At 67.5% G+C, this 17118-nt stretch carries 17 protein-coding genes, 1 tRNA gene and 1 riboswitch; of the genes, 8 read left to right on the top strand and 10 right to left on the bottom strand.

Translation table 11 applies throughout. The features are described from left to right. The first annotated feature begins 85 nt into the window (after positions 1–85). Complete coding sequence (locus tag ACQ4LY_RS11085; protein WP_431071413.1) at positions 86–991, top strand: PfkB family carbohydrate kinase; 906 nt, start codon at positions 86–88, stop codon at positions 989–991. 12 nt (positions 992–1003) lie between these two features. On the opposite strand, the gene ACQ4LY_RS11080 is transcribed toward ACQ4LY_RS11085, so the two are convergent. The 6 genes from ACQ4LY_RS11080 to galU all read right to left on the bottom strand — a co-directional run bounded on the left by ACQ4LY_RS11080 (position 1004) and on the right by galU (position 6436). Next, positions 1004–2668: an alpha-amylase family protein gene (locus tag ACQ4LY_RS11080; protein WP_431071411.1), complete on the bottom strand. Its 1665-nt coding sequence runs from the start codon at positions 2666–2668 to the stop codon at positions 1004–1006. Then, the gene (locus ACQ4LY_RS11075; protein WP_431071409.1) at positions 2665–3630 is read right to left on the bottom strand and encodes a TIGR03885 family FMN-dependent LLM class oxidoreductase; all 966 of its coding nucleotides are present in this window, start codon (positions 3628–3630) and stop codon (positions 2665–2667) included. Before ACQ4LY_RS11075 ends, ACQ4LY_RS11080 begins: the two co-directional genes overlap by 4 nt. 215 nt (positions 3631–3845) lie before the next feature. Beyond that, positions 3846–3918, bottom strand: a tRNA-Ala gene (locus ACQ4LY_RS11070). Positions 3919–3967: 49 nt separating this feature from the next. Continuing rightward, the gene (locus ACQ4LY_RS11065) at positions 3968–4813 is read right to left on the bottom strand and encodes a hypothetical protein (protein WP_431071407.1); all 846 of its coding nucleotides are present in this window, start codon (positions 4811–4813) and stop codon (positions 3968–3970) included. Between the two features lie 78 nt (positions 4814–4891). Beyond that, positions 4892–5503 carry a GNAT family N-acetyltransferase gene (locus tag ACQ4LY_RS11060; protein ID WP_311244459.1) on the bottom strand — a complete coding sequence of 204 codons (612 nt, stop codon included), beginning with the start codon at positions 5501–5503 and terminating at the stop codon, positions 4892–4894. Positions 5504–5548: 45 nt separating this feature from the next. Next, on the bottom strand, positions 5549–6436 hold the full coding sequence (gene galU / locus ACQ4LY_RS11055; protein WP_431071405.1) for a UTP--glucose-1-phosphate uridylyltransferase GalU: 888 nt from the start codon (positions 6434–6436) through the stop codon (positions 5549–5551). A gap of 40 nt (positions 6437–6476) precedes the next feature. Here galU and ACQ4LY_RS11050 point away from each other — a divergent pair, with 40 nt between their 5' ends. The 3 genes from ACQ4LY_RS11050 to mscL are packed head-to-tail and all read left to right on the top strand — an operon-like array spanning position 6477 to position 7812. Then, a complete protein-coding gene (locus ACQ4LY_RS11050; protein WP_431071403.1) occupies positions 6477–7073 on the top strand; it encodes a 5-formyltetrahydrofolate cyclo-ligase in 597 nt (198 codons plus the stop codon). 17 nt (positions 7074–7090) lie between these two features. Beyond that, the gene (locus tag ACQ4LY_RS11045; RefSeq protein WP_431071401.1) at positions 7091–7363 is read left to right on the top strand and encodes an FmdB family zinc ribbon protein; all 273 of its coding nucleotides are present in this window, start codon (positions 7091–7093) and stop codon (positions 7361–7363) included. 26 nt (positions 7364–7389) lie between these two features. After that, positions 7390–7812 (top strand): large conductance mechanosensitive channel protein MscL, encoded by a 423-nt coding sequence (mscL, locus tag ACQ4LY_RS11040; protein ID WP_431071399.1) that lies wholly within the window; start codon positions 7390–7392, stop codon positions 7810–7812. A 269-nt stretch (positions 7813–8081) separates the two neighbouring features. Here mscL and ACQ4LY_RS11035 read toward each other — a convergent pair whose 3' ends face one another. Continuing rightward, positions 8082–11801 carry an AAA family ATPase gene (locus ACQ4LY_RS11035; protein WP_431071397.1) on the bottom strand — a complete coding sequence of 1240 codons (3720 nt, stop codon included), beginning with the start codon at positions 11799–11801 and terminating at the stop codon, positions 8082–8084. 199 nt (positions 11802–12000) lie between these two features. Between ACQ4LY_RS11035 and ACQ4LY_RS11030 the strand changes: the two genes are divergently transcribed. Then, the gene (locus ACQ4LY_RS11030; protein ID WP_431071395.1) at positions 12001–12516 is read left to right on the top strand and encodes a methylated-DNA--[protein]-cysteine S-methyltransferase; all 516 of its coding nucleotides are present in this window, start codon (positions 12001–12003) and stop codon (positions 12514–12516) included. Positions 12517–12607: 91 nt separating this feature from the next. Here ACQ4LY_RS11030 and ACQ4LY_RS11025 read toward each other — a convergent pair whose 3' ends face one another. After that, positions 12608–14245 carry a solute symporter family protein gene (locus ACQ4LY_RS11025; RefSeq protein WP_431071393.1) on the bottom strand — a complete coding sequence of 546 codons (1638 nt, stop codon included), beginning with the start codon at positions 14243–14245 and terminating at the stop codon, positions 12608–12610. Continuing rightward, positions 14242–14589, bottom strand: coding sequence for a DUF485 domain-containing protein (locus ACQ4LY_RS11020; protein WP_056312521.1), 348 nt, complete (start codon positions 14587–14589; stop codon positions 14242–14244). Before ACQ4LY_RS11020 ends, ACQ4LY_RS11025 begins: the two co-directional genes overlap by 4 nt. 109 nt (positions 14590–14698) lie before the next feature. Here ACQ4LY_RS11020 and ACQ4LY_RS11015 point away from each other — a divergent pair, with 109 nt between their 5' ends. The 3 genes from ACQ4LY_RS11015 (at position 14699) to ACQ4LY_RS11005 (ending at position 16436) form a co-directional block, all read left to right on the top strand. After that, the gene (locus ACQ4LY_RS11015) at positions 14699–15556 is read left to right on the top strand and encodes a LuxR C-terminal-related transcriptional regulator (RefSeq protein ID WP_431071391.1); all 858 of its coding nucleotides are present in this window, start codon (positions 14699–14701) and stop codon (positions 15554–15556) included. Positions 15557–15625: 69 nt separating this feature from the next. Further along, a riboswitch (guanidine-III (ykkC-III) riboswitch) is annotated at positions 15626–15693 on the top strand. A gap of 10 nt (positions 15694–15703) precedes the next feature. Then, positions 15704–16030, top strand: a complete 327-nt coding sequence (locus tag ACQ4LY_RS11010) for a DMT family transporter (RefSeq protein WP_431071389.1) — start codon at positions 15704–15706, stop codon at positions 16028–16030. A gap of 61 nt (positions 16031–16091) precedes the next feature. Beyond that, the gene (locus ACQ4LY_RS11005; protein WP_431071387.1) at positions 16092–16436 is read left to right on the top strand and encodes a histone-like nucleoid-structuring protein Lsr2; all 345 of its coding nucleotides are present in this window, start codon (positions 16092–16094) and stop codon (positions 16434–16436) included. Between the two features lies 1 nt (position 16437). Here ACQ4LY_RS11005 and ACQ4LY_RS11000 read toward each other — a convergent pair whose 3' ends face one another. After that, positions 16438–17082: a MarR family winged helix-turn-helix transcriptional regulator gene (locus ACQ4LY_RS11000; RefSeq protein WP_431071385.1), complete on the bottom strand. Its 645-nt coding sequence runs from the start codon at positions 17080–17082 to the stop codon at positions 16438–16440. Positions 17083–17118: the final 36 nt, after the last annotated feature.

Here is a 17118-nt window from a genome sequence, read left to right as displayed (position 1 = left end):
GAGGCTGGCCCGGTCGAGATCTCCTGAGTCAGCCTGGCGGTGTGAGCGAAGAACGTCAGAGCGCGGACCGACAGGTGAGGGGCACATGAGGAAGAGATTCGATCGTGTCGTCGTCTTCGGCCAGATCGCGCAGGACCTCGCAGTCCAGGTCGGAGACCTGCCCTCTCCGGACGATTCGACCACGGTCGCGGAGCTCCGTTGGTTGCTCGGAGGGAAAGGCGCGAATCAAGCCGTCGGCTTGAGCCAGTTGGGCGCCGAGGTGGCGGCGGTGGGCGTCGTCGGAGACGATTCGACCGGCGCGAAGCTTCTCGATCTTCTGCGGCGTGACGGCATCGACGTGTGCGGGGTGTCGCGGCGCGGGGCTACGGCGACCCTGATCGATGTCGTCGACGCAGCGGCGAGGAGGATGCTGCTCGAGCACGCGCCGTCGGCATCTCTGCTCACCGTGGAAGACGTCGATGCCGCCGCCGGCGTCGCGCAGCGTGCAGAGGCGGTATGCCTGCAGGCGCAGCAGCCGGGTGAGGCGCTGACGGCAGCCGCGGCACTCGCGCACCGGAATGACCTGATCGTCGCTCTCGACGGCGCTCCCGGCTCGGAGAGCACCGATGAACTGCTCGCGGCATCCGACATCCTGCGCGCTGACGCCGCCGAGACCGAGCTGCTCGTCGGGTTCCCTGTGAACTCCATGCCCTCTGGGCAGGAGGCCTGTCGCGCCCTTCTGGCTCGCGGACCATCGGTGGTGGCGGTGGAAGTGGCCGGCGCAGGTGACCTGGTCGGATGGCGTGACGGCACGACGCTCCGTCCGCACGACGATGCTGAGGCGGTCAGGGACCGGACCGGTGCGGGCGATGCGTTCTTCGTCGGCTTGGTGCGAGGACTCGGCCGTGGCCGGAGCGTCGAGCGGGCAGCTGACCTGGCCGCACGCTGCGCGGCCTCCACGGTCACCCGTCTGGGTGGGCGGCCGGATCTTCGGAACCTCGTCGAAGCCTGACCCGGTCAGTCTCTAGATCACGCGACCGTCTCCGGGCCGCGATACGCGAAGCCAGCGGTAGCCGTACGCAGGGACCTCCAACTCGACCATCCCCGTGGGGTCCAGCGGAAGATGCAACGGTTCGAGCAGGTCGAGGAGGGTCGTGCCCTCCGGCTCGTCCTTCACCCGGAACGCCGTGGTCACGGGCACCTCTGCGAAGTTGTGCACGGCGATCACACGTCCGACGTCAGCCGACAACGAGTGCACGAGAAGCGAGTCGACAGACTGATCGATCACCTGGAGGGTGCCCCACCCCAGCTCCGGAGAGATGCGATACCGCGCGGTGAGAGCGCGGATGAAGTGCAGCAGCGATCCGCTGTCCTCGAGCTGGGCGGCGACGTTGACATGCTCCGGCGCGTACCCATCGGAGGGCGGACGGCTGACGAGTCGGCTCGGCGGCACGTCGGAGAAACCTCCGTTGCGGTCCGCGGACCACTGCATCGGCGTCCGCACCGCTTCGCGACCGGGGATCTCGATGTTCTCCCCCATGCCGATCTCCTCGCCGTAGAACAGCACCGGCGTGCCTGGCAGAGTGAACAGCAGGCTGTAGGCCATCCGGATACGGCGCGGATCTCCGTCGAGCATCGGCGGGAGACGCCGGGTGATGCCCCGACCGAACACCCGCTGTCGCTCGTCCGGCGCGAACGCGTCGAACACCTCCTGCCGTTCGCTGTCGCTGAGCTTGTCGAGGGTCAGCTCATCGTGGTTGCGCAGGAAGTTGGCCCACTGAACCTCTGAGCCGAGTGCGGGCCGTGCGCGCAGTGCGGCGATCAGCGGGGCAGGATCCTTGCGCGCCAGAGACAGATACAGCGACTGCATCCCCACGAAATCGAACTGCATGGTGAGCTCGTCGCCGTCCTCGCCTCCGAAGTACTGCGTCTGAGTCTCGTAGGGAAGATTCACCTCACCGAGCAGAATGGCTTCACTGGATCGACGCTGAAGGAAGCGGCGGATGTCGCGCAGCAGATCGTGCGGCTCGGGAATCTCAGGACCCTCGGGGATCTCGAGGAGGAACGGCACGGCGTCGACCCGGAATCCCGAGATGCCCAGCTGAAGCCAGAACCCGATCACCTTCGCGATCTCATCCCGCACTCTGGGGTTGGCGATGTTCAGATCGGGCTGGTGCTCGTAGAAGCTGTGCTGGTACCACTGTCCGGACTTCTCGTCCTTGCCCCAGATACCGTCCGCCTGGCCGGGGAAGACGGGGTTCTTCTGCCCTTTCGGAGGGGCCTCCGTGCGCCACACGTAGAAGTCCCTGAAGGGAGAGTCGACGCTGCGCTTGGCGGCGAGGAACCACGGGTGCCGGTCGGAGGTGTGATTGATCACCAGATCGACGATCACCCGCATCCCCCGATCGCGGGCGGTGCGGATCACCTCGACGAGGTCACCGTGGTTCCCCAGGCGCGGATCGACGCCGTAGAAGTCGCTGACGTCGTATCCGTCGTCACGATCCGGGGTCGGGTAGAACGGCATCAGCCACAGGCACGTGACACCCAACTGCGAGAGGTAGTCGATCCGCTGGGCGAGTCCTTGCAGATCGCCCACGCCGTCGCCGTTCGAGTCGAGGAACGTCTCGACGTCGAGGCAGTAGACAACTGCGGTCTTCCACCAGAGGTCGCTCGTGTCGGTGATCCTCACAGTCGCTCCTTCAGAGCCGGGATGAGCTCGTTCGCCGCGGCGTCGAGGAACTGTGACTGGTCGGTGCCCACATGGTGGAGATACACACGCTCGAAACCGATCTCGGCGAGGTCCGCGATGCGAGCGGCCAACGAGGAGGCGTCATGGTCGATCAGCACGGCCTTGCGCAACGGTTCCTCGTCGAGGCCCTCGGCGGCGGCGACGAAGTCCTCCGGCTGTTCGAGATCCCATGTGACCGGCGGGGAGAGCAGACCGTTCCTCCACTGCTCGCGGGCGATGGCGAACGCCGCTCCGTCGCTCTTCGCCAAGCTGAGATGCACCTGCAGGATGCACGGGCCCGCGCCTCCCGCCGACCGGTAGGCGTCGACGACGCGTCGCAGCGAGTCCGGCTCCTGAGCGACAGTCGCAAGACCCTGCGCCCACGATGCGGTCCACGCAGCGGTCTCGGCGCTCACCGCGGTCGCGAACAGCGGAGGCGGTTCTGCCGGCAGGCTCCATACTCTCGCGCGGTGGACGCGAACCAGGCCGTCGTGATCGACCTCCTCACCGGCCATGAGACGGCGGATCACATCGACGCTCTCACGAAGACGCTCATTTCGGACGTGTTTGGCGGGCCAGCCGTCTCGCGTCACATGCTCGTTGAGAGCTTCGCCGCTTCCCATCGCAGCCCAGAACCGCCCCGGGAACATCTCTGCAAGGGTCGCGAACGCCTGCGCGATCATCACCGGGTGATATCGCTGACCTGGGGCGTTCACCATGCCGATCGAGAAGTCGGTTCGGGCGAGCGCAGCCGCGATCCAACTCAACGCGAAGCCAGAGTGACCTTGTACCGGAGACCACGGAGCGAGGTGATCCGAGCACATCGCCCCATCGAATCCCGCACGCTCGGCGCCGATCACGGCATCCAGGAGCTCGCTCGGGGCGATCTGCTCGTGCGATGCGTGGAATCCGATGAACACCATGCATCGAGTCTTCCAACCGACGGCGATCTTCGGTAGAGGTGGACACGGTATGCGCCGCCTGCGAAGATGCACGCGCCCACCAGATGGAATCGTGCGTCTGCGGACCTCAGGAGGCTCCGCCATCCTCGCTTCGCTACGGTGACTCCCCGAATCACTCAGCGGTTTAGACGAAGAAAGCCCCTCCGTGCTTGCGCTCAGAGGGGCTTCTTCGTCTGTGGACCTAAGGGGATTCGAACCCCTGACCTCCTCGATGCGAACGAGGCGCGCTACCAACTGCGCCATAGGCCCTGACGTCTTCTACGCTATCACGCCGGAAGAGGTGCCCGTGCCGCTGAGATCAGCCGGCTGCGCGCTTCGCGAGCAGGTCGCGCACATGCGCCTCGATCTCGGCGTCGTCGACATAGCCCATCTTCGAGAACGGCGATGCGGCTGCCGGGATCTGTACGGGCGTCTCCGGCGCCATCCGCTCGGCGCGTACGCGCAGCTCCGCGAGGCGAGCGGCTGTACGACGCTCTTCCTGGGCATCCATCTCGGCCCGCGCGACCTGCGCGCGCGACCCCGCGACCGAGACCAACGGCTCGGGAAGCGGGCGCGGCGTCCAGGTGGCACGACCCTGATCGTGCAGCTTCGGTTCGACGCGGGCGACGGGCTGCTCGATGGGAGCGACCGAACGGCGAGCGGCGCGCGCAGCGACCGACGCCATGCGCTGAAGAGCGAATCCGGCAGCCAGTACTGTCGCGCCACCGATCCAGAGAAGAAGTTGAGCCTGGGTCGCGACGACCTGCCACACACCGAGCCCCGTGAGCGCGAGGCCCAGGAGAAGCGCAGAGGTCGAGACGATGCGCACCCGTCGGCGCGCACGCGCCTGGCGGACGACCGGATCGGCCCGGGCGGCCGCGAGTTCCTCGCGGAGAAGCGTGAGCTCGGCGGCCTCTTTCTCGGACTGCACCCGCTTCGCGAGCTTCTGCTGGGCGAGAGCCGTTCGAGCGTTCAGTTCGAGGCGCACCTCGCCGGGCGTCTCGCTGGTCTCGGCCAGCACACGCAGAGCCTGGTTCAGACGGACGGCGTTGCGCTCGGCGGCATCGTACTGAAAACGACCGCGCCACGAGGGCAGCAGATAGAGCATCCACAGGAGCACGGCGACGAGGACTATCACTCCCCCGCTCAGCACCGGCCCGTCCATGTCGACAACGGTACGGGAACATCGCTGTTCACGCGGCTCAGTCCGGGCGTGTGTCGCGACGAGTTCGGCGTCGCGCCCTCAGATTGCGAGTCGGTCCGATGGAGGGATCGTCGCGGCATCCGGAGGTACCTGGCCGTTGAGCCATCGCGCCAGCACACCCTGGGGAACATCCTCCCGCGTGAGAGCGAACGCGTAGTGATCGCGCCAGTCCCCGTCGATGTGGATGTAGCGCCGACGAAGCCCTTCATAGCGGAAGCCGAGCTTCTGCACCACGCGCAGACTCGCCGCGTTCTCGGGTCGGATGCAGATCTCCATCCGATGCAGCGCGTACTCGGTGAAGCATGCATCGGTCGCGAGCGCGACCGCCGTCGGCGTGATGCCCTTGCCGGCGAATCGCTCGCTCACCCAGTAGCCGATCGTCGCCGAGCAGAGCGACCCTCGGGAGACTCCCCAGACGTTGAGCTGCCCGGCGACTTCTCCGTCGTATTCCATGACGAAGGGATAGCCCTGGCCGTCGCGATACTGCTGGAGCAGACGGCGGATGCTGAGCCGCATGTCGAACGAGACCGATCCGTACGGGACGGTGGCCTCCCACGGCTGCAGCCACGAGCGGTTGCTCAGCAGCTCGTGCTGCAGCGGCCTGGCATCGCGAGACCGCACGAGACGCAGCTCGATCGGACCGTGCCTCATTCCCGTCGCCTGATCCATCCGAGCGCTCCGACGCCGCGACGACGCCTAGAGGCGTTCCGCGAACTCCTTCAGCCACGGCCGCAGCTCGGGGCCGAGGTCTTCGCGGTCGGAGGCGAGCTGGACGATCGCCTTGATGTAGTCGACGCGGTCGCCGGTGTCGTAGCGGCGTCCGCGGAAGATCACGCCGACGACGCCGGGGCCCTCGGGCCTGGTCGCCAGCTCCTGCAGGGCGTCCGTCAGCTGGATCTCGCCACCCTTGCCCGGTTCGGTGCGCTCGAGGACGTCGAAGATCGATGCGGGCAGGACGTAGCGGCCGATGATCGCGAGGTTCGAGGGCGCATCCTCCTGCGCGGGCTTCTCGACGAGACCCGTCACGCGCACGGAGTCGGAGCCCTCGATCTCCTCGACGGCGGCGGCGCCGTACATGTGGATGTTCGCGGGATCGACCTCCATGAGGGCGATGACTGCGGCACCGCTGCGCTCATGCTCCGCGATCATGGCGGTCAGCAGCGGGTCGCGCTCGTCGATGAGGTCGTCACCGAGGAGCACGGCGAACGAGCTGTCGCCGACGTGAGTGCGTGCCCGCAGCACGGCGTGGCCGAGACCCTTGGGCTCACCCTGGCGGACGAAGTGGATGTCGGCGAGATCGCTCGATCGCACGACGCGCTCGAGACGGCCGGTGTCGCCCTTCTCCATGAGCTTCACTTCGAGCTCGGGCACCGAGTCGAAGTGGTTCGAGATGGCGTTCTTGTTGCGGCCGATGATGACGAGGATGTCCTCGATCCCGGCGCTCGCGGCTTCTTCGACCACATACTGGATCGCCGGCTTGTCTACGACCGGCAGCATCTCCTTCGGCATCGCCTTCGTCGCCGGCAGGAATCGCGTCCCCAGTCCTGCGGCGGGAATGACAGCCTTCATCTTCTTGGTTCCCATCGTCATAGCCTAGCCGGGATGCCGCCGTAGACTCGGAGGCATGTCCCACGACGTCGAGCATGAGAAGCGCGCGCTGCGTGCCGAGCTCCGCGAACGCCGGCAACTGCTCAGCGACTCGCAGCGCGAGAACGCCGCAGCCGCCATCGCGCAGCGCCTGGACGACCTCGTCGAATCGCTCGGAGCGCAGTCGATCTCGTGCTTCCTCTCCACGACGACAGAACCGGGCACACGCGAGTTCGTGACCGGCGCCGTACGCCGCGGCATCCGCGTGCTCCTTCCCGTCACGCGCGCGGACGGCCTGCTCGACTGGGCCGTCGCGACCGACGATGACGACGTCGCCGAGGGCCTGTTCGGACTCCCCGAGCCGACCGGCGAGGTGCTCGGTCCGATCGCCGTCAACGACGTCGACCTGATGGTCATCCCCGCCGCAGCCGTCGACCGCACGGGAATGCGCATGGGCTGGGGCCGCGGCTACTTCGACAAGACCATCGGATCCATGGAGAAGTGCCCGCCCGTCTACGCGGTCATCTATGATTCCGAGGTACTCGACTTCCTTCCGCGGGAGGTCCACGACCAGCCGGTCACCGGCGTCGTGACCCCCACGCAGACCCTTCTCCTGTCGCAGTCGCGACGCTGACCCCCGCGAGGACCGCAATGCCCACCTATGCCTATGCCTGCCGTTCCTGCGGCCACGCCTTCGATGCCGTGCAGAGCTTCTCCGACGACGCTCTGACCGTCTGCCCCGAGTGCGGCGGAGAGCTGCGCAAGCAGTACGGATCCATCGGCGTGACGTTCAACGGATCCGGCTTCTATCGCACCGACTCGCGGGCAGGGTCCGGTGCATCGGCATCCACCCCGGCATCATCGAAGTCGGAGCCGACGAAGAGCGCCACCCCGGCGCCCGCGTCGAGCGCCACCTCTTCCTGACACACAACGGACCTCCGGAGGTTCCCATGCTCAAAGGTTTCAAGGACTTCATCCTCCGCGGCAACATCATCGACCTGGCTGTCGCGGTCGTCATCGGCACCGCCTTCACCGCTATCGTCACCGCCGTCGTGAACAGCATCATCACCCCCCTCGTCGCTCTGTTCTTCCAGGCCGACGCCACAGGCGAGTTCGGCTGGACCGTCACGAACATCTACGGCGACGACGTCACGTTCCCGATCGGCGACCTGATCTCGGCGATCATCAGCTTCCTCGCCGTCGCCGCGGTCGTCTACTTCGTCTTCGTCCTGCCGATGAACACGTTCAAGGCACGGGTCGAGGCTCGCAAGGGCACCGCCGCAGAAGAGCCCGCTGAGGAGCCGGCCGCCGCGACCGAGGCCGAGCTGCTCGTCGAGATCCGCGACCTGCTCGCCCAGAACGCCCGCCACTGACGCTCACCGCATTCCACACGAAGCGCACGGTCCCATCGGGGCCGTGCGCTTCGTCGTGTCAGCCTCAGTAGTGCGGCGGGACGTCCTGCATCAGCCGGTCGTCGTTGGGCCCCTTGGGTCCCTTCGGCGCGCGCGGGGCCGATGTGATCGGCTTCTGAGTCGCTGCCGCCTCCGGGTCGGTGTCCGTGCCCGGGACGGGCGTCAGCCGCGCGCGGCGAGATCCCGGAACCCGCACGACCTTCTGCCGCGGAGCACTCGGGTCGGGCTGATCAGTCATTCTGCGGATCGATGAGATCGATCGGCTGTGTGTCGTTCTCGGCGCGGACGGCGGATGCCGAGATGCCGAGGACCTCAGCGATGCGGGCGGCCGCGGTCACCGGATCGCTGTAGAGGTCGAAGGCGTGCACACGGACGTAGTGCCAGCCGAGGCGGCGCAGAACATGCGGGCGCAGGCGCAACGTCTCCCGCAGAGACTCACCTCGCGACTCGGGGTCGGACTCGATCACGACTGCCTTGCCCTTGTGCTGGGCGACGAGCGGCAGAAGGCCGCGGTAGTCGACGTCCACAGCTGCGCCCAGGCGTCGCAGCTCGCGCGCCAGAGCGAGGGTGAGCGGATCGGCGAGATCCTCGAGGCGCGCCTCGCGCCCCCGGGAGGCCAGGCCGCCGAGGATCGACATCAGCGTGGCTGCACCGAACTCGAGGCGACCGTCGTCGAACGAGGACGGCCTGATCGACGACACGATGACCATCGAGCGGCGCGCTCTCGTCATGCCGACCGTGAGCAGCCGCTCGCCGTCGGGCGTCGACAGGTCGCCGAAGTCGCTGAGGACGCGGCCGTGCTTGGTGAGACCGAATCCGAGAGAGAAGATCACACGGTCGCGGCTCTCGGCGACGGACTCTTCGAGAGTCAGCACCGCGAAGGGTTCGGCGGTGTCGCGTCCGACGAAGTCTGCGACGTCGGAACGGCCGGCGAACGCCGACGTGACGGCGGCACGCACACGCTCGGCGTGACGCCTGCTGGCGGTGACGACCATGAGCGACTCGTCGGGGCGGTGCACGGCGTGCTCGACGACCAGGGTGACGACGCGGGCGACCTCGGCATCCGGGCTCTCCACCGCTCCTGAGACGGGGTCGGGGGCTCCGGTTCCGCCTTCGACGTAGTCGACGGTGAGGCTGCCGCGGCCCAGATACGATCCTGCCCACGGAAGGGAGACGATCTCGCCGCCGTAGAACGCATCGTTGATGAGCTCGGCGAGATCCTCGCCGCCGGCGCGATAGCTGCGCGTGAGGGTCATCACCGGGAGCAGCTCCGACAGCCGCTCGAATACCGAGACCGTGTCGAAGGGAACCTCGTGCTCCCACTCGGCGCCGGGGTCGACGGCGACGTGGAACGGTGTGGGGAGCTGCGTGACCGGGTCGCCGAATGCGACGATCTGGCGCGCGCGGCGGATGGCCGGTGCAGCCTCGGCGAGGTTGATCGCGGCCGCGTCGACGAGGAGCACCGCATCGAACTCGACCGAATCGGGGATGTGCGGCACGAGATAGGGCGACGAGATCCACACGGGCGCCAGCACGTCGACGAGAGTGGGCGCGGCGCTCACGATCTCAGCGGTCGTGGTGGCCGGCTGCTTCAGCGCGCGGCGCAGGTTCTGCGACTCCTGCGGTTCGTCGACGATCGCGATCTTCCACTGGTTCGCGAGCTGCCAGGCGAGCAGCGGGCCTGCCATCGCCGCGTGCGCCTCGTCGACGAGTCGGAAGTCGCGTTCGAGTCGGTCGACCACCGCCGTGTTCGCGCCCAGAAGGGCGCGGTCATCCTGCAGGGCGCGCTCGAGCAGCGTCTGCCACCAGGCGAATTCCAGCTCGTCACCCACGCGCGCCTCGGAGACATGGCGTACGGAGAGCTCCGCGAGCAGCGGTTCGAGCCCCAGATCGGCGAGGCGGTCGCGCAGCTGCGCGCGCTCGACGAGGTTGTCGAAGACGTCGGATTTGGCGGCGAGTCCTGCCAGCGTTCGCACGAGTCGCTCGACGGGGAGGGTCGAGAGCGGCTCCCGGCGACCGAGTGCGACATCGAGCTCGGCGAGTTCCGCCGTCACCCGCTGCCAGGAGGCGTAGACGTCGGCGAGTCCGAGCGGGACCTCGGGCGCTACGCCCGCCTCGACGCAGCGCTGCCACTGCGTGCGCTGCGCCTGGATGCGGAGCAGGGACTCGTGCATCTCGGTGACGTGCACGCCGGGGCGTACGTACTCCTTGGCGAGACGACGAAGACGTCGTCGGTTCGCACCCGACATGTTGGGTGCGTCGCGTCGGGAGCCGTGCGCCTGGATCAGCTCGCCCAGAGGACGTTCGAACACCGTCGGGCTGAAGCGATCGAGGGAGTCGCGGATGCCCTGCAGCAGTCGCAGGTACTCTCCGAGCTCATCGATGGTCGAGAACGGACGCATGTGGGTCTGCGCGATGAGGGCGTAACCCCGCTCGAGCAGTGCAGGGACACTGTCGGAGTGCAGTCGTCCGGCGAGCTGATGAGCGGACTTGGCAGCCTCGGTGCTCGAGAACGTGACGCCGTACCAGGGCGAGTCGTTCGGGCCGAAGCGGAACTCGCCGAGACGAGCCGCGTACGCGAGGGCCGCCGCTGCGGAGGACCGGTCGTCGGCCAGGCGGCGCAGGGTCTCGATGCTCAGCCGCGCAGTGGTCGACGGCGGTGTGGGCAGCGACGCGAGCCTGGTGAGATGACGCGTGGCGTCGAGGACGGACGAGGCGGTTCCCGCGACGGGAGCCGTGAGCGCCTGACGATAGTCGCGCAGCACCGTGCGCAGGCGCACCAGCGCGTCATCGACGTCGCTCACCTTCGGTGCAGTGGCCTTCTCGTTGCGTCCGATCGCGCGCACGAGGTCGCGGCGGACGCTCGCGGGCGACACGGCCAGGCTGTCGAGCCCGATGCCGGCCAGACGATGCCGCACTCCGTCGAGCGTCGACCGCCTCGCCGACACGACGAGAACGCGCTTGCCGTTGCGCACCAGTTCGCCGAGCGCGTTGATCACGGTCTGCGTGCCGCCGGTGCCGGGGAGCGTCGCGACCGTGAGGGAATGTCCGGCGGCGATCTTGGCGAGCAGCGCCTCCTGCTCGGCATCCGCGTCCAGCAGGAGGTTGTCGGATGCGGGCGCACGGTCGTCCGGACCGGTGTGGTGCGGTTCCGGTCTGCGCGCCGAGACCTGCTCGCGGTCGCCCACATGCCCGGCGAGAGCATTGAGCACGATGTGATCGAGGCTGCCGCCGTCGCGCGCCATCGCACCGCCCACGTCCGCGAACGTCGAGACCACGAGCCTGGGCAGCACGGTGAAGGTGTCGATCGATCGCGTGGTCGCTCGGAGGCTGTCGATCACGGGCTGCGGCTTGAAGATCCCGCCGTCGTAGGCGAGCGCGGCGAGCGCTGCGGCATCGATCGTGATCCCGAAGTGCTCGCGGGCGATGCGCACCAGCTCGGGGTTGACCTCGAAGGCCCCTTGCAGCTTGAGCTCGAAGTCGGTGTGGTGGCGACGGATCGCGAGAGGGCGGAGCAGCACAGGAGCCGCGAAGTCAGCGCCGCCGATGCGCCATCCCGCGACGCCGACGGCGAGATGCACGGCCTCGATGCCGCGAACCGTGCGGAGCTCCGTGTTCTTCGCCGTGATCCGCTCGGCCGCGAGCCGAGCCGTCCGAAGACCGACCTCGTCGCGGAAGAGGTTCGACAGGAGGGTGGATTTTCCGGTGATGAACTGGGGAAGGCTGCCCGGGTGCGCCTTGGAGATGTCGATGCCCGATTCGACCGTGTCGCGGAACGTCACGAGGGGTGAGGATCCGCCGAGGTCGGCGGCTTCGGCGCGCAGACGAGTGCGCTCGGCCTCTGCGGCGTGGGCGATCCCGAAGCCGACGACGGGCTCGGGCGACGCACTCAGGGTCGCTGAGGCATCGGTCGCTGCCTCATCCGCAGCCTTGCCTTCACGTCGCCACACACCTCACACACTAAGCGCGCCTCGCCGCGACAGCGGTATCCCGGGCGGGTTTCACCGTATTTCCGGCCGCCAGACAGCTGTCCGAGGTCGGCGGATGCTCGGCGGACTGCTCCTGCACGGCCGAGACGTGGCGACGGGCTCTCCCCCGGCACCGTGATCGCGCGCCTCGTGGGTCAGCCACGGAGGTCAGTATTGAGACATGACCTTCCGCTACGACTTCGCACCGACCCCCTTCGGAGACGCCCTCGCCGTGTTCTCCGACGAGGGGATCGTCCGATTCGACCTCTCGGAATCCGACGACCCGTCGGTCCCCTGGCTCCTCGAGAAAGTCTCGGGTCAGCTGCACTCCGTTCCCGAGCCCGACCCCGGCGCCGCCGACGAGCTCGCGCACCTCCTCGACGACTATTTCGACGGCACTCCGGTGCGCTTCGACGAGCACCTGCGATTCGACTGGCGCCTCAGCACCGGCTTCGCCCGCGCCGCATTGCAGACGATCAGCACGATCGAGTGGGGGCAGACACTCAGCTACGGCGAGGTCGCGGTGCTCGCCGGTCGCCCCGGCGCCGCGCGGGCGGTCGGCACGGCCTGCAGGCTCACGCCGTTCTCGGTCATCGTTCCGGTGCATCGCGTGGTGAGGTCCGACGGAAGCCCCGGGCAGTACGGCGCCCACCCCGAACGGAAGACGTTCCTCCTCGACCTCGAGTCCCACGGCTGAGCACCGACAGACGACGTGGACCCCGACGAGTAGGCCGTCGGGGTCCACGTGCTGCTCACCGTCGAAGACGGTCCGGGCGCTCGGCGTCCGATCAGTGATCCGTCGCCTTCTCGGCACCGAAGCCGGTGAGCGAGCGCACCTCCATCTCTGCGGCGAGCGTCGGGGATTCCTTCTGCCGGCTCGTCATCGTGCCGAGCCAGCCGAGGAAGAACCCGAGCGGTATCGAGATGATGCCAGGGTTGTTCATCGGCCAGAGCACGATGTCGATCCCGGGGATCATCGATGTCGGCGACCCCGAGAACACCGGCGAGAGCACGATCAGGATGAGCGCCGCAGCGAGCCCGCCGTACATGCTCCACACCGCGCCCCTGGTGTTGAAACGGCGCCAGAACAGCGAGTAGAGGATGGTGGGCAGATTCGCCGACGCTGCGACCGCGAACGCCAGTGCGACGAGGAAGGCGATGTTCTGCCCCTGCGCGCCGATGCCGCCGACGATCGCCAGGATGCCGATCACGACGACCGTGCGTCGTGCGACCCGCACCTCGCCGTTCGGGTCGGGCTCGACGGCGTTGCCCGCTGCATCCTTCCTGCCCTTCTGGATCACGTTCGCGTAGATGTCATGCGCGAACGACGCCGCTGCCGTGATCGTGAGTCCCGCCACGACGGCGAGGATCGTCGCGAACGCGACAGCCGAGATGAACCCCAGCAGCACGGGTCCTCCGAGGTACAGCGCGAGGAGGGGAGCCGCCGAGTTCGGCCCCCCAGGGGCCGCCGCGATGACGTCGGCTCCCACGAGCGCGCCGGCACCGTAGCCGAGCACGAGGGTCAGCAGGTAGAAGCCGCCGATGAGCCAGATGGCCCAGACCACTGAGCGGCGAGCCTCCTTCGCCGTCGGAACCGTGTAGAAGCGCATGAGCACGTGCGGGAGTCCGGCCGTTCCGAGCACGAGCGCCATGCCCAGCGAGAGGAAGTCCCAGGGGTTCGCACCATACTGCAGGCCCGGTCCGAGGATCGCATCACCCTTGTCGGAGTTGGCGACCGCGGCCTCGAGCAGCGTGTTCAGGCTGAACCCGTTGATCGCGAGCACCCAGATCGTCATCGCAATGGCGCCGCCGATGAGCAGGAACGCCTTCACGATCTGCACCCAGGTCGTGCCCTTCATGCCGCCGATGAGCACGTAGACGATCATCAGCACACCGACCACCGCGATCACGATCGACTGACCGATCCTGCCGTCGATGCCGAGCAGCAGCGACACCAGGCCACCGGCACCCGCCATCTGCGCGAGCAGATAGAAGAAGCAGACGGCGAGCGTGGTGATCGCCGCCGCCATGCGCACCGGGCGTTGCTTGAGACGGAACGAGAGCACGTCGGCCATCGTGAACTTGCCCGTGTTGCGCATGAGCTCGGCGACGAGCAGCAGAGCCACGAGCCAGGCCACGAGGAACCCGATCGAGTACAGGAACCCGTCGTATCCGTTGATCGCGATCGCCCCGCAGATACCGAGAAAGGACGCGGCGGACAGATAGTCACCGGCGATGGCGAAGCCGTTCTGCGGGCCGGTGAACGAACGCCCGGCCGCGTAGTAGTCGGCCGCGGTCTTGTTGTTGCGGCTGGCCCGGATCACGATGAAGAGCGTCACCGCGACGAACGCGACGAAGATCGAGATGTTGAGCACGGGGTTGCTCTCGACCGCGAGTTCCTCCGCGGCGAAATGCGTGATGTTCATGCGTCAGCCTGCGCCTTCTCGAGTTCTTCGCGGATCTCGGTGGCGATCGGATCGAGCTTCCGATTGGCGAAAGCGACGTATCCCATCGTGATCGCGAACGTCGTGACGAATTGGCCGAGCCCCATCAGGAGCCCGACGGTGATATCGCCCCACACCCGCTGCGACATGAAATCCGTCGCGAATGCGGCGAGCAGGACATAGACGAAATACCAGATGAGGAAGAATGCCGCGAGCGGGAAGATGAACGAACGCTGGGTCTTCTTCAACTCTCGGAATCTCGGCGATTCCTCGACGGCGATGTAGTCGATCGCTCCTGCCCGATCGGCAGGTGAATGGTCGGTCATGGGGCCTCCTTGCCTCATGGTCTACGGCTCGCCCTCGTGTGCCGGGCGAATGGTAGGGTCGACGCTACGAAACGGGGAACAGGGCCGTCACCCCCGAAAGTAGGTAGTCGTGAGCACGACGACAGGGATGGAATCCGAGACAGAGCTCGTCGCCAGAGCGGTGCGCGAGCTCGCTCAGCGCACCCGATTCCCCGTCGCGTTCGGGGGCCTGATCGATGAGGGCGTCGTCAGCGTCACGAGCATCGTCGGCAATCGCACCCACAGCCTCGACGGCCTCAGGGTGAGGCCCGAGCGCGGGCTCGGCGGGCGGGCCATGATGGAGCTCCGCCCTCGCATGACGAACGACTACGGCTCCTCGCAGCAGATCACCCACGACTACGACGTCTTCGTCCTCGGCGAGGGGCTCCGAACCCTCCTGGCGCTGCCCATCGTGGTGAGCGGGCGCCCCCGCGGCGTGCTCTACGCCGGGGCATGGGAGAGAACACCCGTCGGCGGTGTCACGACCGCCCCCGCGATGCAGGTCGCCCAGTCCGTCGCAGAGGAGTTGCGCATCCGCGACGAGGTGGACCGGCGCCTGCGCTCGGTCTCCCCCGGCTCCGAATCGGTCGCTCCGCGCCAGCGTGAGGAGCTGCGCGAGAGCTTCGCCGAGCTCCGCAGCATCGCGGCCTCGGTGGACGACGCGGATCTGCGGGCGCGCATCGCCCAGGTCGAGCGCCGACTCGTGCTGCTCGCGGAGGATGCCGTCGCACCGTCGACCGGACCGATCCCGACCGTCCACCTCTCACGCCGGGAGACCGATGTGCTCGCCTGCGCGGCGCTCGGCGCGACCAACGCGGAGATCGCCGGCCAGCTCGGCCTGCGCGAGGGCACGGTCAAGGCGTACCTCGGCACCGCCATGTCGAAGCTCGATGCGTCGACCCGCCATGCCGCCGTGACGAAGGCCCGCCGCGCAGGCCTTCTTCCCTGACCCGCCCGCAGCTCGAGCCGAGCGCCGTCCGCTGCACAGTCACTGCCCAGACCGGGTGGCTAGCATGGATACTGGTCGGTGAACCCCGGCCCCGGACGAGGCAGACCAGTACCCGGTGAGCGAAAAGACTGGTCCGAAAGGACCGTCATGTCGTGGATCGTGCTGATCGCATCCGGAGTCCTCGAAGCCGTCTGGGCCACCGCCCTGGGCAAATCCGAGGGACTCACCAGACTCTGGCCGAGCGTCATCTTCGTCGGCGGGCTGATCCTCTCGATGATCGGACTCGCCTTCGCGATGCGCGAGATCTCCACCGGGACTGCTTATGCCGTATGGGTCGGCATCGGCGCCACGCTCACCGTCGTGTGGGCGATGGTGACCGGTGACAGCGATATCTCTTGGCCGCGGATCCTGCTGCTGCTCGGACTCGTCGGATGCATCGTCGGACTGAAACTGATCGACCCCGGTCACGAATGAATCTGCGACCCGATCTCGGATAACGTGTCGCAATTCTTCTCGCCACGGTAATGTCATTTCCATGGCGAGAAGAATTGTGCACCAGCTGGTCGATGATATCGACGGATCCGTACTCGAGGTCGGCGAAGGCGAGACGGTTCATTTCTCGCTCAACGGCGCGTCGTATGAGATCGATCTGAATACCGCGCACGCAGAAGAATTGCGCAAGGCATTCGAGCCCTACATCTCGGCGGGACGCCGGGCGGGTTCGTCGGGCGCGGTGCGTTCTGCGGCTCCGAGGAAGCGTGCTGGGCGCAATCCCGAGGTCGCAGCGATCCGCGCGTGGGCGAACGACAACGGTTACACGCTGTCCGAGCGGGGCCGCATTCCGGCACCCGTCGTCGAGGCGTACAACGCCGCGCACTGACTCACTCGGAGGACACGGCTCCGGCCTGGGCCCACGGCTCATCCCGGAGCGTGATCTCCTGCGTCATGTCCGACAGGAATCGGATGACGACGTCACGCTCTTCCGGAGTCAACCGGGCCGCCGAATAGAATCGCTTGGCCTGCTGACGACCGACGGTCTCCATCGCCGCCTGGCGCGTCTCCGGCGTGATCGTGATCGCGAGCGCGCGTCGATCGGTCGGATGCGGTGCACGACGGATGTGCCCGCCCTTCTCGAGGCGGTCGAGAAGTTTGGTGGTCGATGCCGTCGAGATGCCGAGGCGCGTGGCGATGCCGCCGGGCGTCGCCGTCGCCCCCTTGTTCGCGCACACGATCAGATAGTGCAGCGCTCGCATGTCGGTCTCATTGAGCTGCATATAGCGCCGCGATGCGAGAGACAGCTTCTGCTCGGCATCCCGCAGATCGCCGAGCGCTCCCATCACCAGAGCGATCTGACGCAGGTCCTCCTCCGCGACACCTGATCGATCGATCAGCACGCTGCGCGGATCACTCGATTCGACGTCGTAGATCGCCGCATGAGCGAGACCGTCGGGAGAGTGCGAGCCCCGATTCGGGAGCACGTCCGACGCCCCTGCCCCCCGGGGACTGGCGCCAGATCCGTTGTCCATGCCATCATGCTACACACCATTGGATTCATGTTATGT

It is taken from the genome of Microbacterium phyllosphaerae (assembly GCF_050628115.1).
GTDB classification, from domain to species: Bacteria; Actinomycetota; Actinomycetes; order Actinomycetales; family Microbacteriaceae; genus Microbacterium; species Microbacterium phyllosphaerae_A.
Note: the sequence above shows the minus strand (reverse complement) of the source record. Positions and strands in the feature narration are given on the sequence as shown.

Bases quoted from the DNA above. Each gene is read 5' to 3' on its own strand.
- ACQ4LY_RS11060 (WP_311244459.1), bottom strand. From the start codon at position 5,503: ATGAGGCACGGTCCGATCGAGCTGCGTCTCGTGCGGTCTCGCGATGCC.
- ACQ4LY_RS11085 (WP_431071413.1), top strand. From the start codon at position 86: ATGAGGAAGAGATTCGATCGTGTCGTCGTCTTCGGCCAGATCGCGCAG.
- mscL (WP_431071399.1), top strand. From the start codon at position 7,390: ATGCTCAAAGGTTTCAAGGACTTCATCCTCCGCGGCAACATCATCGAC.
- ACQ4LY_RS11005 (WP_431071387.1), top strand. From the start codon at position 16,092: ATGGCGAGAAGAATTGTGCACCAGCTGGTCGATGATATCGACGGATCC.
- ACQ4LY_RS11050 (WP_431071403.1), top strand. From the start codon at position 6,477: ATGTCCCACGACGTCGAGCATGAGAAGCGCGCGCTGCGTGCCGAGCTC.
- ACQ4LY_RS11010 (WP_431071389.1), top strand. From the start codon at position 15,704: ATGTCGTGGATCGTGCTGATCGCATCCGGAGTCCTCGAAGCCGTCTGG.
- ACQ4LY_RS11075 (WP_431071409.1), bottom strand. From the start codon at position 3,630: ATGGTGTTCATCGGATTCCACGCATCGCACGAGCAGATCGCCCCGAGC.
- ACQ4LY_RS11025 (WP_431071393.1), bottom strand. From the start codon at position 14,245: ATGAACATCACGCATTTCGCCGCGGAGGAACTCGCGGTCGAGAGCAAC.
- ACQ4LY_RS11045 (WP_431071401.1), top strand. From the start codon at position 7,091: ATGCCCACCTATGCCTATGCCTGCCGTTCCTGCGGCCACGCCTTCGAT.
- ACQ4LY_RS11000 (WP_431071385.1), bottom strand. From the start codon at position 17,082: ATGGACAACGGATCTGGCGCCAGTCCCCGGGGGGCAGGGGCGTCGGAC.
- ACQ4LY_RS11030 (WP_431071395.1), top strand. From the start codon at position 12,001: ATGACCTTCCGCTACGACTTCGCACCGACCCCCTTCGGAGACGCCCTC.
- ACQ4LY_RS11020 (WP_056312521.1), bottom strand. From the start codon at position 14,589: ATGACCGACCATTCACCTGCCGATCGGGCAGGAGCGATCGACTACATC.
- ACQ4LY_RS11065 (WP_431071407.1), bottom strand. From the start codon at position 4,813: ATGGACGGGCCGGTGCTGAGCGGGGGAGTGATAGTCCTCGTCGCCGTG.
- galU (WP_431071405.1), bottom strand. From the start codon at position 6,436: ATGGGAACCAAGAAGATGAAGGCTGTCATTCCCGCCGCAGGACTGGGG.